At 34.7% G+C, this 15,654-nt stretch carries 14 protein-coding genes; 10 read left to right on the top strand and 4 right to left on the bottom strand.

All coding sequences use genetic code 11. The features are described from left to right. Window positions 1–441: 441 nt before the first annotated feature. The 3 genes from C9J37_RS06635 to C9J37_RS29385 form a co-directional block, all read right to left on the bottom strand. Window positions 442–774 (bottom strand): hypothetical protein, encoded by a 333-nt coding sequence (locus C9J37_RS06635; RefSeq protein ID WP_107894752.1) that lies wholly within the window; start codon window positions 772–774, stop codon window positions 442–444. Between the two features lie 1,321 nt (window positions 775–2,095). Then, on the bottom strand, window positions 2,096–2,236 hold the full coding sequence (locus C9J37_RS28190; RefSeq protein WP_167397269.1) for a hypothetical protein: 141 nt from the start codon (window positions 2,234–2,236) through the stop codon (window positions 2,096–2,098). A 353-nt stretch (window positions 2,237–2,589) separates the two neighbouring features. After that, window positions 2,590–2,721, bottom strand: a complete 132-nt coding sequence (locus tag C9J37_RS29385) for a hypothetical protein (RefSeq protein ID WP_268807985.1) — start codon at window positions 2,719–2,721, stop codon at window positions 2,590–2,592. 379 nt (window positions 2,722–3,100) lie between these two features. Between C9J37_RS29385 and C9J37_RS06640 the strand changes: the two genes are divergently transcribed. The 6 genes from C9J37_RS06640 (at window position 3,101) to C9J37_RS06665 (ending at window position 7,203) form a co-directional block, all read left to right on the top strand. Beyond that, window positions 3,101–3,535, top strand: coding sequence for a hypothetical protein (locus C9J37_RS06640; protein WP_107894753.1), 435 nt, complete (start codon window positions 3,101–3,103; stop codon window positions 3,533–3,535). Between the two features lie 184 nt (window positions 3,536–3,719). Next, a complete protein-coding gene (locus C9J37_RS06645) occupies window positions 3,720–4,334 on the top strand; it encodes a hypothetical protein (RefSeq protein WP_107894754.1) in 615 nt (204 codons plus the stop codon). A 331-nt stretch (window positions 4,335–4,665) separates the two neighbouring features. Then, window positions 4,666–4,899 (top strand): hypothetical protein, encoded by a 234-nt coding sequence (locus C9J37_RS28745; RefSeq protein WP_201262141.1) that lies wholly within the window; start codon window positions 4,666–4,668, stop codon window positions 4,897–4,899. 176 nt (window positions 4,900–5,075) lie between these two features. Then, the gene (locus C9J37_RS06655) at window positions 5,076–5,498 is read left to right on the top strand and encodes a hypothetical protein (RefSeq protein WP_107894755.1); all 423 of its coding nucleotides are present in this window, start codon (window positions 5,076–5,078) and stop codon (window positions 5,496–5,498) included. 135 nt (window positions 5,499–5,633) lie between these two features. Next, window positions 5,634–6,227 carry a hypothetical protein gene (locus tag C9J37_RS06660; protein ID WP_107894756.1) on the top strand — a complete coding sequence of 198 codons (594 nt, stop codon included), beginning with the start codon at window positions 5,634–5,636 and terminating at the stop codon, window positions 6,225–6,227. Window positions 6,228–6,636: 409 nt separating this feature from the next. Then, on the top strand, window positions 6,637–7,203 hold the full coding sequence (locus tag C9J37_RS06665; protein WP_107894757.1) for a histidine phosphatase family protein: 567 nt from the start codon (window positions 6,637–6,639) through the stop codon (window positions 7,201–7,203). 871 nt (window positions 7,204–8,074) lie between these two features. On the opposite strand, the gene C9J37_RS06670 is transcribed toward C9J37_RS06665, so the two are convergent. Continuing rightward, window positions 8,075–8,509 (bottom strand): hypothetical protein, encoded by a 435-nt coding sequence (locus C9J37_RS06670; protein ID WP_107894758.1) that lies wholly within the window; start codon window positions 8,507–8,509, stop codon window positions 8,075–8,077. A gap of 356 nt (window positions 8,510–8,865) precedes the next feature. Here C9J37_RS06670 and C9J37_RS06675 point away from each other — a divergent pair, with 356 nt between their 5' ends. From C9J37_RS06675 to C9J37_RS06690, 4 genes are read left to right on the top strand one after another with little or no spacing between them, the layout of a single operon-like run. Next, window positions 8,866–10,047, top strand: a complete 1,182-nt coding sequence (locus C9J37_RS06675; RefSeq protein ID WP_107894759.1) for a DUF2399 domain-containing protein — start codon at window positions 8,866–8,868, stop codon at window positions 10,045–10,047. Then, window positions 10,038–11,441 (top strand): hypothetical protein, encoded by a 1,404-nt coding sequence (locus C9J37_RS06680; RefSeq protein WP_235617055.1) that lies wholly within the window; start codon window positions 10,038–10,040, stop codon window positions 11,439–11,441. The genes C9J37_RS06675 and C9J37_RS06680 overlap by 10 nt, the downstream gene beginning before the upstream one ends. Next, window positions 11,392–12,063, top strand: coding sequence for a hypothetical protein (locus tag C9J37_RS06685; RefSeq protein ID WP_107894761.1), 672 nt, complete (start codon window positions 11,392–11,394; stop codon window positions 12,061–12,063). Before C9J37_RS06680 ends, C9J37_RS06685 begins: the two co-directional genes overlap by 50 nt. Further along, window positions 12,060–15,257 carry an AAA family ATPase gene (locus C9J37_RS06690; protein ID WP_107894762.1) on the top strand — a complete coding sequence of 1,066 codons (3,198 nt, stop codon included), beginning with the start codon at window positions 12,060–12,062 and terminating at the stop codon, window positions 15,255–15,257. Before C9J37_RS06685 ends, C9J37_RS06690 begins: the two co-directional genes overlap by 4 nt. Window positions 15,258–15,654: the final 397 nt, after the last annotated feature.

Here is a 15,654-nt window from a genome sequence, read left to right on the forward strand (position 1 = left end):
GGCTGTTAGTGTTTAAAGTATGCGCAACATCACCATGTCAATTCGTGCAGCAATTACAGAAATAATTGCTCGTTTATTTATTAAATACTAAGCATATGAATGTTTGAAATCATATAGTTCGTATTTTCTATATTCGAGCATCATGTACATATTTCTCAAATCGTCTACCTAAAGTTGTTGTTGATGCTATCTTTAATGTCGCCTAATACAACATAATTTAATTCTGGTTAATGTTCCAGTTTAATGGCATTTAATAATTTCATTACGCATTTGGCATCAGTATTTTGCGGCGTGCATCTGTTTTAGTTGCATCCCTAGTCCATGAATTACCTTCCTTACCATCACGACTCTTTCAGCTTTTCAATGTAGCAAGCTCTTTATCCCATGCTTTTCAGCAAGTGGAGAAAACGATTCAGTAGAGAGTGGTAAAAGCAAAAGGTGTTAATCTTCCTTTTGCTTAATTTCTAAAAATATTGAGAAACTAAATGCAATAAACATTACTATAGAAAAAATAACTGAAGAAGTGGATTGAAAAGAGACTGATGTAATCAATAAAGCAAGAGAACAAAGGATAATGGCTATACGTAATAAAATATTTGTTCTTTTATTAAGTTTAAAAAAATCATCCAATACACCAAGTAAAATAATAAGTCCTATAAATATAAAATACTCATATAGAAGTGTAGGTTCTAAATATTCTGGACTGAACCTAGTTAACTGAATCACAGAAATGAATAGAAGAATGTATTTTGTAAATTTAAAAATGCCTGACAAAGTATCACCTCATTTTCGTAATAGGTAACTAAATAATGTGAGTCTAGATGAAATTAGCAATAAATTGTCCAAGTCGCTAAAATTAGTGGGTTTTTATTTTGCCTTGAGAAAGGAGAAGACAAATGCTAATACTACTGTAAGAAAATGTAGCAGGTATTGAATATACAGTGCAATACCAAGAGGGAATGTTTAGAACTCACAACCTAATGGCTCAGGTGCTATATGCTGAAACTAAGATTGATATTAACTCATCGATGAGTAAAAGTAAGAAAGAACATGTATTTGGACGAAATCAATGGATCATTACTCTAAATGGCGATAACCTACGGCAAAAATTGTAGACTATTACAGCTTAGCGCCTGTTCTTTACGACATGGGCTGTTCTTGCCCTACATCAGGAATCCACCATGTACCTGCTAAAGCTCCGATTTCAAGTGTTTCATTGAGAAGTTAAAGAAAACGATCCATTTGCTATATGAAAGAATAATATGAGCGCCAAAAAGCTGCGGTAAAATGGAGAGATTAGGCGGATTATTGAAAGCTTGTTGAACAGCGCAAATAATTGGTGTGGATTTCGCATTGAACTTTAATAATGGAAAATGTTAGAATTACATTAATAGAGTACAGCCTTATTTTTCTATCAGAAAGGAGTGTTTAATTTGATGAAAATAATTATTAAAATTCTCATTACATTATTTGGGGCAATTATAATTTTTACGGATTTAAAAGAAAATAACACATGGATATATAGCTTTTTTATTACATGTGCGTTGTATATGATTTTCGAAGGCTTTTTTACTAAAAAGAAAAATCTTGTATAATTCTGAGGAGTGTTTATTTTGAACTTAATAAAAAAGGCATTGGATATACAGTAAAATTACCTTGTAATAACGGTATTCCCAGTATCGAAGGTCAGTAAATCTGAAAATATCCATAAAGATTTTGATTATCCTCTAACATAAGAACATCCTAGTTGTATATAAAGCTTCTACTATTCATTCATAAGACATACTAACTGTTGTTTAAACACAGAATATCCACAGGTGTTAAATGAAATCGTCAAGAAATTCCATGAGTTTTCAGGAAGCTTATTCTAACGAATACAACAAGAGAGCTTAATTGCCGTCTTGGTCATTTTCTAATTCATGATTAAAAATTTATATAACTATCTTCATCGCTGTTTGATTCAAAATATTTGAACTCTCTTATCCCATGTTTTTCTTGAAAATATTCCTTTACCTTTTCTAAATCTTTTCCAAAGATGGTGAAAGGGCAAAAGAAAAAAGAAACCGATTTTTTGTATCATCATATATCCTAGCATTTAATAATTCTTTTTCACAATGAAGTTCGATATACTTACCTCTGTAATATCGTATGTTCCATCTTCATTTAGCCCACATTTGTCTTCAAAAGGAATAAAGTTAATTTTATAAATTCTTTCATTTATAGTCAGTGACTCCATTTTATATACCGCCCTCTATATTTCCAAGTAGGTTAGAGACAAATTGTAAATGCGCTTTTATGTACGTACAAAAACGCTCGTTTAAACATGTACATTTTTAATTCCCACTGTATATTACAACTTTACTTGGAGGAGCGAGCATGGTAGCTTTTTTGGTCAGCCAGCTCTTATTATAGCTGGGTTTTGGCTGCCGAATCATGCGAGTAGAGGTCTCCATGTTAAGTTGTCATTATTCACTCATATGAATAGAGGAAAGCATTTTGAGCATGAATGCACATACTTAGGTGAGCAAAAATGTACATCTCGATGCGACATTTATAACAAATGTACATAATAAAAAACAGATAACTTCGTTAGTTATCTGTTTTATGTTCTGCCTTGGACTCTTTAGCATGTTCAATTACTTCCTCAAAAGCCGATTTAATTTCCTCTAACGTATAACCAGCTTTCAGTAATTCTTGGGTTGTTTGTTCTAGTTTGTTCATTTTGAAAACCTCATTTTAATTTTGCCTATCTCCGATATTCATTATATTTAAATTTGTTAGAAATATCAAAAGTACTGTATTTGTAGGGGAATAAAGTCGTGCTATTAACCGTTTAGAAAGCAAGTCGGGTAAATCTTTATTTATAGAAGAAACTCCTTATAAAGAGCGTCCAGCACCTTTTTATATTAGTTAAATGAGCTAGCCTTCCACAATTAATCGTGCATGGTGGACCATCGTTAGATAATTGGCAAGAATGGTGAATGGAAATTGATATCCAACTGAAAGAGTTATGAGATATTATTAAACTAACAGTGCAAGTTAGTTTAATTAAACTTAGACAATATTTGAGGAAGCAAAATTAGCTAGAGAGGTGATTTTATTGAGACTTCCCAAAGGTATTACAGGATTTATTAATGATATTGAGGAAACGATAGACGGACAACAATTTAAAAAAATTTGTTATGAAGTATTGAGAGAGGCTGAAGGAGAGGTTCTTAAATGGGAGTGTCCTCTGTATCCACATAATTACTTTAAAGTTCATATTCTTTTAAAGGGAGAGTTATTTTATATTCTTTTAAATGAATACTATCCCTATCTTGCTTTCGTTAAGAAATGGGATGGCAATGGGATGGATTTTACAGATTTGCCAACATTAACGAGAGGCTTTAATGAATATTATACTGTCCTCACAAAAAAGGTATTAAATTTGCCATTCTCCAAAAATGAACATGATTTAGAAGAAATTGAGTTGAGACAAGTAGCCTATTGGCAACCCTATTCAATCGGTGACGTAATTTTCAATTGTTGGGATTAATGATTACAATAGTTGATAAAAATTAATTAATATAATAGGCAGTATTCCTGTTTAAAGAAATTATTAATGGGGATAAGTGAATTTCAATTGTTGAATCTTCAACAATGTAGATTAAATAATTTCGATGAGGTTGTTTATGTAAATAATAGAAATGGTTGGAATATTAAATTTGAGGTGAAGAGAATTGAAATATACGAATGAACAGCTACAAACGATGATTGGAAGAGAGCCAATTGGAGACATATATCCATATAACACAAAGGATGAAGACCTAATCGAGGAATACATTCAAAATTTGTATGATACGTTCAATCGTTCAAAAATCATCAAATGTGAAACGGATGATCACGGAAGTGGCTATGCTTCCTATGTCGATTTCTTTTGTTATAAAAGAGATGGAGGTAGTGTACTGGAGGAAAAATATATTGAAGAATATCTGTGCACTGAAATTCATTTGGAAGGTCTTGCTATCTATATAAGTCGATTAGCACCTGTAGCTATTATTGCGAAAGATGCTCGATGGAAGACAATTATAGATACTGAGAATGAGCAGGATGAATATTTTAGTGTAAAGTCCTATATTTGTCCGGATGAAGTAATCACCGAATCTCCAAATTTTATGGTAGAAGAGTTTCTAGAAATCATAACAAAATTGGGTAATGCAGGTTATAGTATTTTAGATAAAGAATATATATCTAAACCGCTATCGTTTGAAACTAAAATTCCGACCATCTTAACAATTCCAGAACTGAATGAAATCTATAAAGTGTTCGATGGTATTTTTTATTGGGAGGACTAATTTTATTTTTGATTTTGCTAGTTATTCCTTTCTGTGATGAACTGCACCTCCAATTGTTAGATGGTGTCTAACGATTGGGGCGCAGTTCATTCATATCAAGGGTTTTTTATTTTGTCTATGTCATAAAGTTTCATTGAATTTCAATCGAACGTAATCAAATGCTATCATCAAAAATTAAATATCTTTGGTTAGACTAGGTATTATTTATGTATTTAAAGTATTTTGGTAATTAGCGGTAAAAAAGTTTTATTCGAAGATGTTTATTTCTATACCTGCTAGTAGTCCTTTTCTTGCTAATGCTGAATATAAGATTTCTATTGTTGAAGAACTTTTGGGAGATCGAAATAACTTAGTAGTAAAAGGACAAATGATTTATGATGGTGAAATTGCTGGCTCACGTAGCCCTTCATATCCAGTAGGGACTGACGATTACACTAGAGTTAATGCTGCTATTCAAAAAATTATAGTAAAGTATATGTTTAAGATGACAATTTATATGCCAGCCTCGCTGAGGAAAAACTGTTACAGTTGTAATCAGTTGGTAGATGGAATCTATCATAACTAACCAAACCCGATTACCAAAATGGAATCTGTAAAGAATGTCAAAAAGCTGTACATAAGAAGATAGTTAAAATGTTAAAAGTACATGTACTTCTTTTAAGCTAGCTTCGATCTCAAATAGCAGTGAACAATAATAAACTATATTAGTTAAAGTCACGCTAAAATCAGGAGTATGTGAAAATGAGTATAGTAACCTACATTGGGTTAAATTTTTCAGTAAAACTTAATGAGTATTATAAGGAGAATGAAGTTGAAATCGATTATGTTTTCTCGAATGAAGAAAATCGTGATGTAGTTAAACAGAAGCATTTTACTACACCTTATATATATGAAGTTCTTGAGAAAGGTAACCCTATTTGGCAAATGAATGAATATCAAAAGATTCATTCACCATATAACTATGAAAAATCCAAAAAGACTTTTCTCTATTTATGTCACTTACTAAAAGAGTTGCTTCCACAAGGTGATTATTGTGAAGTTTATATTTGTTGGTTGGGTGAAGAAGATGAAGATCGTGAGGATGAGTTGAAAATTAATTTAAATAATCCGCAGATTGAAGTATTAAATATCTATGAAAAATACTTTATCCGAATAGAAAACTAAAGGGTAAACTCGATATAAAATTAGCCCTACTTTTTGTAATTTACTAAACTAACGGGGGACTTTACTTTTTTATTGGACTTGAGTGCAGAAGAGTTCAAGAAGCGAAGTTAGAATTTAAGGAGTTGAAGTAAGCGAGTGAGCAATGAAAAGAATATTCAAAAGCAGTTTTATAAAATTTATAAAGGGCTGATTAGCGTTTTGGAATTCGAAGATTGGCTTTATAATACACCAGAAATTGAAAAGGTCTATGGTGCTGACTTTTACTTCAAACTACTTGATTTGAACTATAAAAGTAGACATATTAAAAATGAATTAGAGAAAGTTATTGAAAATAAAATTCCATTTGGTGAATTTGAACAAATGCACATAGTTTCACTTTTAGAAAACATAATTTCTGAAAAAGGTGATTTAGTAGAGTTATTAGAGCAGGTATACGAGGAATATTGCAGAGGATATTCGTTTCTTCGATATTTAGGGCTTAATTATGTTACTGGAATTGATAATCTTCCTAAATTACATCAAAAAGAAAAATGGGATAAAAACGAATTTAATAGTAAAAGAGAAATATTAAAAAATATTAAACCTAAGATGGTTAATGAAGCAAGGAGATTATTATCATTTTTTCAGGATGGAACGTTAAGAATAACCGTTGAAAATGAATATATAGATTATCGTTCAGAAGAAGAAAAGATAGAACTGAATAATATTGAAAAAATGTTTAATGACTAAATGGTTTTGTGCTGACGTGCAGGTTAGTTGAAGAATCTAGATTGATCTTTTAGGGTATTATGGTGATTTTAATGTTAGTTTAAAGACAGATAACATTTGAGATTTTATAAATGACTTACGTTAATGAAAAAGCAATTTTCAGGAAAAGCTATATTGATAAACTAAAATAGTTTTATAATTTTGTTATTGTTTTGCTGATTCGCAATAGCTTTGTAGTTCCAATTTGACAACCTGTATCAAGATCCTCAGCTCCAATATCAGCCCTTATCAAATGTTTCAAGAAGCTAAGTTTTTTCCAATCAAATACCTATTAATATTTTGTTGTGGTATAATTTTCTAAAATTTAAATTTTTAGTTAACTTAGAAGAGATTTTGGCTTTGTTGAATAAGTGTGAGGAGGAATCGTAAAATGGATACCACCATCTATATGATAAGACACGCAGAATCACCATTTATTATTGGTCAAGAACGAACGAGAAAATTATCCACCCAAGGTGAAATAGACGCAAAAAAAGTAACGGCAATAATGAATGAGAAAGAAATTGATTTAGTAGTATCAAGTCCCTATAAAAGAGCAATTCAAACAATCGAGGGAATTGTCGTTTCCAAAAATATAGAAGTAAAAGAAATTGAAGAATTAAGGGAAAGGCGATTAAAAGGTGCTTATAAATTACCTGAAGAAGAAATACAAGAGGCAATAAAAAAATCCTTTAAAGATATTGATTTTAAATTATCGGGTGGAGAATCAGTAAGAGACGTCCAAAACCGAGCTATTCCTATAATATATGATCTTCTAAATAAATATGAGACAAAAACAATTATTATAGGAACTCATGGAAATGTTATGACTATTATTATGAATTATTTTAATAAAGAATACGGTTATGATTTTTGGAAAAACACTTCAAAACCAGATATATACAAGTTAGTCTTTTTAAGAAAAAAACTACAACTAGTACAAAGAATATGGGAATAGGCTAAATCAGGGCTTTATCTCCTTTTAAACAAATGAGATAAAGCCCATCACACTTCAATCAAGGGCTTGTGCGTAAAATTATCAAAAGTCCCTTTTTATGCTTCCTCAAACATTCCTCCTCACTCTAACATGTTTATCCCTTATAGCAGTTTCTTAGCTTTCGTTGCTTATAGTCATGTATAATTGTGCATCCATCTCTTTTGGAACATCGAAAAGGTAATAGATTATTTGCATAGCTTAGGTCATGAGTTGTTAAGATGCTGAGGAAGTTGAAGACATAAGATTAGAAAAATCTTGAATAGCGCAGATATTAAAAAGTGAAGTCCTAGGTTATATTCGGAGACAAAGGCATTAGCGGTAGATATGAAGTAGCGGAAAAATTATTAGAGCAAAGTAGCTTGCTACCGTTGTTTTGGTTGCTAATGATCCTACAGCTATAGGTGATATGCAGGCTTTTCAAAATAGGGATATGAAGTACCAGAGGATATCTTATCAGTAGTAGGGTTTAATGTAGACTGAACTACAGAATACAGCCATCTCTAACTACTTTGAAAATTACTCAATGGGGCAGGAAGCTGTTTTAATTGCTAGAAAGAATGAAGGATTATCACACAATAGCAAAAAAGGTAGAAGCTAATAATGTTATTGAACTTTAAAGTTGCAAAGATCATTGGAAAGGTAACAATTAATCTTCAATTTTATATATTTGTTATTTGTTTATTGAAATTACAAAAAACCTTGCCAGTTTGAACTGCACATCAATTGTTAGACACCCTCTAACAATTGATGTGCAGTTTTTCTATTGTCAAATATATTGTCAAGCTGTTGAGTGTTACTTTAGTGGAAATGAAAGTTCTTATATAAAGCGAAACTAGGCTCTTTTTCTGAAATATACGGAAATAATCAAGCAGATTAAAAATACAATTGATACTGATAATGTATACATCGCCGGAGTGTAATCTAATAAAAGGTTAATACCAAATAGGGGGGCTACGTACATAACATACAATGGATATTGAAGTGCAGATAGAACGTCCAAAATCCATATATCATAAATAACATCCTGATAATACTGAACTACAGAAATAAATACACTTCCTACAACTCCAATAATTATCATGAATCTGTAAATTCTTTCACCAAAGAAAGAATAAAACAATAATAATAACAGGAGTATAAGTGAAATAAGGAAACTTGGAGTACTAATACTTAAATCTGGATACTTAATAGCTACAGTAAAGTTAATTATGAGCGCCAGTAAATAAACGCCTACAATAACAAGTAAAAAAACTTTATTTTTCTTCAAAGTACAATCCCTCCTCTAATTATTAATATGCATAGCCCTTACCAAACGGGGAAGATAATTAACCGTTAGTGTAATTTTACTATAAAAGAGAGTATTATCAACTTTATTTTAAGTACGTAAATTCAAATTTTAATCATTCTCTGTAAATGAAGTATGCCCTTCTAATAGAAGTGATAGCTAGGCGTGGCTGTGTACGAAAGGTTGCCACCAGCTTATAAATCTTTTTACGCATGTGTCGCCAATATACTCAATAGCTATCGTAGGTACGGTTGCGCGGCTTATTGCCTTTCTCCACAACAATCAAAACATATGGTACGCTACTACTAACAGAGCACACAGTAGAGGAGGGTTTTGCGATGCATGAGGCATTTATCCAATCGTATTTTTTGAAAAAGGATGAGACGATCGAAAAGGTAGAACAGCAAGAGCAACTATTTGTTATGACAATTGTTAGAAAGACGGCGCGTACATTTCGTAAAGTGGCACATTTAAAGATAACGATGAAGACAGAATTTACTTCACCTTTTCCTAAAAAATTAGCAATTTATAAATTCACACCAAATGCCAAACGAACGTTACATGAAACGAATGACACGATTCAGCAGTGGTTACAACAGGGGTGGATTGTGCGTGAAATTCGTTATCACACAGACGGTATTAGCGTTAAGGAAGATTATTACCGCATTGGCCCGGCTTACATAGAAGCGCAACACAAATCCGAGCAACAACAGATGATAAAACAACAGCAACAGATGCAGGCGTTACAGCAAAAAGTTGAGCAACTAGCATTACCAGAGTTATTCCAACGGGCAATCGAATGGAACGTGCTACCTGCACAGTGGACGATGAAAAAGCGCATGAAATATATTGAGTTTTGTTTAGCATTTTATGCGTTATCCTTGCAAAAGGAGCTATTTGATTTTAAGGAAATCGGCGCGACCTTACACGATACGATAGGGGGTTCAAAAGTATTTGACCAAGAGCGCGAGGCCTTTTTAGCGCAGCTGGAGCAAAGCGGTATTGACCCGACGCTTTATGGGCTTGTGAGCATCGGAAAAATTGTGCCCATTTATTTTACTGGTAATGTGCAAAATAGCGTTGCAACGTATGCGATTGGCGCGGTGCATGCGACGACGGATAATGCGGTCTTAACATCATCTTTTACAACGACAAATACAACGCTATGGCTTGTTGAAAACCGCGCTATTTTAACGCGTATGGCTGTAGAGACGGAATTTTTACGGTACACGAATTCTTGTATCGTTTGTTTAGACGGACAAATTCGTTCTGCCCATAAGCAATTTATCGAGCAATTACTGCAATCTTCTATTAAACAAACGATTATTTGGACAGATACCGATAGCGCAGGTATAACGATTGCCAAATATGCCGCAGCCTTAGTTAAGGGAACAGTAAAAATTGTTGGGCGTGATTATGAGCTGTATCATTCAATTGAAAGCTATGCTGCTCAAGTACAAGAAGCGCATGAACAGGAACAGCAGTTAGGAGGGGTTGAACAGTGGAGCAAATGGGTGTAAAAGAACCGATTTCAATTTTTACAAGTGATTATCAAACCGCAGAATTTATGAAATCAATGCGTGATTTAGCCTCATTAGCAGGTGTGCTAAAGGAATTAAGTACCGAAAAAATGTACGATTCTCCAATCGAAACGATTCGTTTTTTAAATGTTATTCAATTAATTAATGAAGCATCTCTTGGCATTAAAGATGCCATCGATAACGAGGAAGTACTGTACTACCGATATCAGTCTACGTATCCACAAGACAATGAACCGCCAACATTAGCGCAAATTACGAGAATGCTGACGATTTTAGAACGCAATAATTGGATTGTGAAACAGAGCCGTCAAATTAAAATGCGTGACCGTGGGAAAAATTTAATGGACGGGTTAATTCGCATGGGTAACGATGCGCTAGCCTATTATTTGCAGGATGATATTGGACGCTCGCTATTTCAAGCGAGACGCGATGCCGAAATAAGCGCTGCCTATGACGATCAAGGAATTTCTGGGGGCAATAAAATTGCATCGATGATTTACAACGTTGAAGAGGCAATTAAGCAATTGGAGGAACGCCAACTTGAACTTCTTGCTGATCGCAATGCCTTACCGCAGCTGGAGAAAATTAATCAACTAATGCTTGAGCTTGAAACAAAATTAAATGAACGTTTACAACAGTTTGGTACCGTCGAAGAAAGTACGAAAATGAGTGATTTAATGCGTCGCGGAACGGCTGCTATTTCAAAAGGGACTTCACTTAGCTTAAGTTTACTGACAAAATATATTCGCTTTGTTAATATGCAGCTCACACCTACCGCTAACACTATTTCACCAGAAAAGGTGCGTCAATTTATTTTGGCAATGCATTCACCAGAAGCTAATACGAATATCCCAACAGCCCACGATATTTTAAGTTTTATGGAGCAAAATCAATATGAAGAAGAGGGGATGGATGGCTTGTGGGTCCCTGTAAAATTTGCCGCACCGATTGGCCCACAAGATATTACAGATGCCGTACATTATTTACTAACGTATGAACCAAAGCTAGAAAAGCCGATGTCTCATCAGCTTGAGCATACATATGAAGAAACCGAAATGGATGTTCGCCCAATAAAAGATGCATTGCAGGATGCTTCATGGAAAATGACACAATCATTAATTGATACCGAACGAATTGAAAATTATTTAACCGAGCACGGTGAAACGGAAATGGAAGAGCTTATTGTGGAATCGAGTTCAAATAAATGGCATGATGCGATTCTTTCATTATTAGCTGTCTCGGCATTAACGAGTAACAAAAAGGTAGAACAACAGCCTATTGAGCACACGAAAGACTATGAAAAACAATGGGAGTGGATAGACGATGACGACAAACGATTTACCGTTCGACAATACCCTTATGATGATGAATAGCTTAAAGGGCTATCTAACGACCGACGAGGAATTAGCGTTTATGCAGTTATTATTTTCTTCATCTGCATCGATTAAAGGAGCAAATTACGGCTTAGCAAAGAAGGATTTAGAAAAGCTGCTTGGCATTAAAAATGGAGACGATGATGCTTTCCATTCATTTATCAATCGCTTAAATGCTGCGTTAAGTCGCTATTTCCGTGTGATTTACGATGACCGTAGAGACCGCGTAATTGTCATGATGCATGTAACCGCAAAACATGCAAAATCAACATTAAGCAGTGAGGCGCTCGCCATTATGTTGTATTTGTTTTATCACCAAGAAGTACTCGGTCATGAATTTACGCTCCTACATCAAATCCTAGTTGATTTTGGTCATGAATCACTAAATGCCAATCGTAAATTGAAAAATAATATCGACCAACTGAAAAAAATTGGCGCGGTTACAGACTACGAATCCGTTTCTGAAGAGGCCTATATGTTAACGGCTATAGGAGTACATATGTTTTCAGAGTCATTTTTACGACGCACAACGGAATTTGCCCAGGAAACCCAGCTTAGTAAAGAAGAAGTAATGAAGTTTTTCAATCGCTATAACTTACATATTGAGGAGGAAAACGAATGATTCCGTACCAATTAAAAATTCATGGCGTACGCGACTACTCACCGCGCAGTATTCATTTGGGGGAACCAGACGAGCATATTTTAATTACGGGTCCAAATGGTGTAGGGAAATCGACATTAACATTTTGCCTTGGAGCAGTGCTATATTCATCGAAGGTAGAACTAGAGGGACTTCGTTCAACAAATTTAAAAGTAAATGACCCTTGGTATGCACGTATTACACTCATATTTTTAAATGAAGGCAAGACAAAAATTGACGGTCCAAAATTTATCGCCTTTCAGTTAACAGTCAATCAAGATACGAAAAATAGCCCGATTCAGCGGGAGTATGAGGTGTTACATGGACAAGATCAAGAACAGTTAACATCGCATGCCCGCTATACATCTGGTGGGACAGCAGGGCGGACATTCAAGGCGTATCGTGAAGATTTGCGTGTACGCTATAAAATTGAACCAGATATTTATTATTTAATTTGGTATCAGCAAGAAGTCAATCAATTTGCGGCGATGTACCCGGAAGAGCGTTTCCGCAAATTTAGTGATATGTTCGAGATTTCTGAGATGCAAAAGGAATGGGAAGCTTCATTAGAAAAAATTAAAGAAGTTCGTACGGAAATTGAATATTTAAAGGCGATTCAAAAAGGGGCAGAGTTAAACTTAAATGCGGCGCAAACAGAGCTCAATAAATATTTGGATAACAAAAAACGTATTCTCACATCCGGCCAAAAATATTATACGTTGCTCCATCGCATGATCGGGTATTATAGTACTTCGATTGACAAGACGTCCGAGCAAAAAGCGCATGATCAAGTAGAAAAGGAAAAACGGATTGTTGCACAGCAAAAATTAAAGCAAAATATAAGTGAACTAGAGCAACAAAAAACACAATTGTCACAAAATATGGAGGTACTGTCAGAGCAATTAAAGCACATAATCAATCAGCTCCAACAACAACAAGATGAAGATACACAACAACAAAATTTACAGCAGCAGTTAGAACAGCAGCTTGAAAAAATCGATGAGAAGCGCAAGTATTTACGTTTTGATGCCGACACGACACAACGTAGTCTAGAAGAAACAAAAAAACAATACGCTACGATTACCAACCAATTAGCTGAGCTCAACAATCAGCACACGCAACTGCGCAAGCAAGAACGCGTGCTCGATCAAGATAAAGCCCGTTTAGAAGTGACTTCATCGCAGCTAAAAGATGAAATCACAAAGGCAGAAAAGCACAAAGCAATTTATGGAAGCAGTGCGCAAATCGAGCAACAAATCAACACCGTATCACTGCAAAATGAACGTGATTTTGAACAGATACAGCGTCTTAACATGGAATTAAAAATGATGGAACAAAATATTACACAGTATGAACTAAAAAAGGTCGTATCAACACGCCAGCAGCAAGGACTACTACATTTAAAGCAACAGCAACTGGAGGCGTACACGTTACGTGAGTTGATAGAGCTTATGCCATCTGCTCCAGTGCAGTTGGAAAAGCAGCTTGAGGCGATTAAATATAGCATTTTTTATGTCGGAAAAAACTATAAGCCAGTCAATGATTTGTATTATGTATCACTTCCACAGCTTGTGCCAACAGAAAGTATTTCAAAGCTACCAGAGTTTGGCTTACAAATTCGTAACGACTTAACTGAACAGCAGCGGAATTATGCGAATAAGGCACTTTGGTGGGTCAAGCAGTTTATCTTAGAGAGCCCGAAAATCGAGCAAGGCTTGTTATATGATACGCGAGGTGTTCGTGGTGCGCAGGAAGCGGCGCAATATATTTTAAGTGATGGGGCGATTGAAAAGCTGTTGCAGGAAGTACAACAGAACTATTCAAAAACAAAGAACGAGCAGCAACAATTAGAAAAACAATACACTGAAAATCAACAACAGTTGAAACAGCTACAAGGTCATCTTCATACAATGCAATTAGCCGAAAGTACACTATTAAAGCAAGCAGATTATGCATCGTATTTGCAGCAACTTGAACTAGTCGAACAAAAATTATCAGATCTTTATGATGAGCAAACAGCACTTGAAATTCAACTAGACGAGCTAAAAAGCGAGCAAATGGAAGCAAAACATAATCAGGATTTTTATGAGCAACAATGGACAATTCATGAGGAGCTCGGCGCATTTGCAGGCCAGCAAATGCAACTACAACAAATTGTGCAGGCAAGAAAATACTTGCAACAAAATATTCGAGCACTTACTATCGAACAAGAGTCAAAAGATCGTGAAATCAATCAACAAAAACGCGAGCAATCGCGACTAGGTGAACAGCAACAACAATTCGAAAGCGAGTTAAAAATCGTTGAAAGTCAAATAACAGGTTATGAGTTAACGATTCAAAAGGCAATGGACAAGCTAGAATTGGATGAAACGATGAAAAGTCGCTGTCAGCTCGATTTAATTGAACTTGAACAGATACTACCGCAAGAAGCACAGCAACTAGATGAACAACTCGCAACGAACATGTCACTGACGATGCTACAGGCTGAAAGCGAACAAGCACAAGCGCAGCTACGCAATGCACGCTTAGAAAAAATAAACGAAAATGCCCAGCAAAATTACGATCAACAAAAAGCGGATTTCGATAAGAAAAATGCGGAGCTAGCGAAGTCGGAGCAGCTTCTTGAAAGCAATACCATTCGTGCAAATGAGCAAGAAGATCGCTTAGAAACCACGATTACAATGCACTTAATCAAAATCAATACGCTTTTCCAAAAATATATGGATTTGTTCCAATTTGAAGGACAAGTCGAAAAAGAACGCATAGAAGAAAAATCAGGTCGCGTAACTTTCCGACTCTATATTAAAGCACGTAAAATTGGCCATCAAGGCGCCCTCGAAGATGTCAGCATGAAAGCTCGTAGTGGCAAAGTAGGCCTAGGCGTATCCGGCGGAGAAGAATCACTAAGCTCACTCCTGTTCGCCCTCGCCCTACTACAAAACTTAACCACTTCACCAGGCTATATCGTCCTCGACGAATTCGATAGCGCATTAGACGATGAACGAAAAAATAAAGTATTCAATCTCTATGCCGAAGAGCTCCAACGTAAACTAATCATTGTATCGCCAAAAGGACACGATGAAACATATTACAACTGCTTCTCAAAAGTATTCATTGTAGAGCACGATGCCACGATTCCAAAAAGTACGATTCGCGGGATACAGAATAAGAAGTGAATGTAATTGATTTTGGTAAATGGTTTTATAAGGGTGTGTTAAAAGTTGTTAAACTTTTAACATGCTCTTTTTGTGTTTGGTTGAATTGATTTGGTCAATGTGACAAATAAAAATCAAGTGATGATAAGTAATATTTATCAGTTTAAACATTTTCTAATATAAGGTTTACAAAAATTTGCTATTGTCTAGAAAACAAATGTTACTACTTTCTTTACAATATTCTTAGATTCTTGATAAGAGATCAAATTTGATAATCTTAGGGTTAATTTGATTGCATAAGTAACGAATGATCATCAGCACAATCTACCTCATTGTACTCAGTTATTATTCCTATTTTCTCCGTTACCTTAATACTAATTATGGCACACGTAAAATCAAGAAAGAATTAGCCAAATTA

This window comes from Lysinibacillus mangiferihumi (genome assembly GCF_003049665.1).
GTDB lineage: Bacteria > Bacillota > Bacilli > Bacillales_A > Planococcaceae > Lysinibacillus > Lysinibacillus mangiferihumi.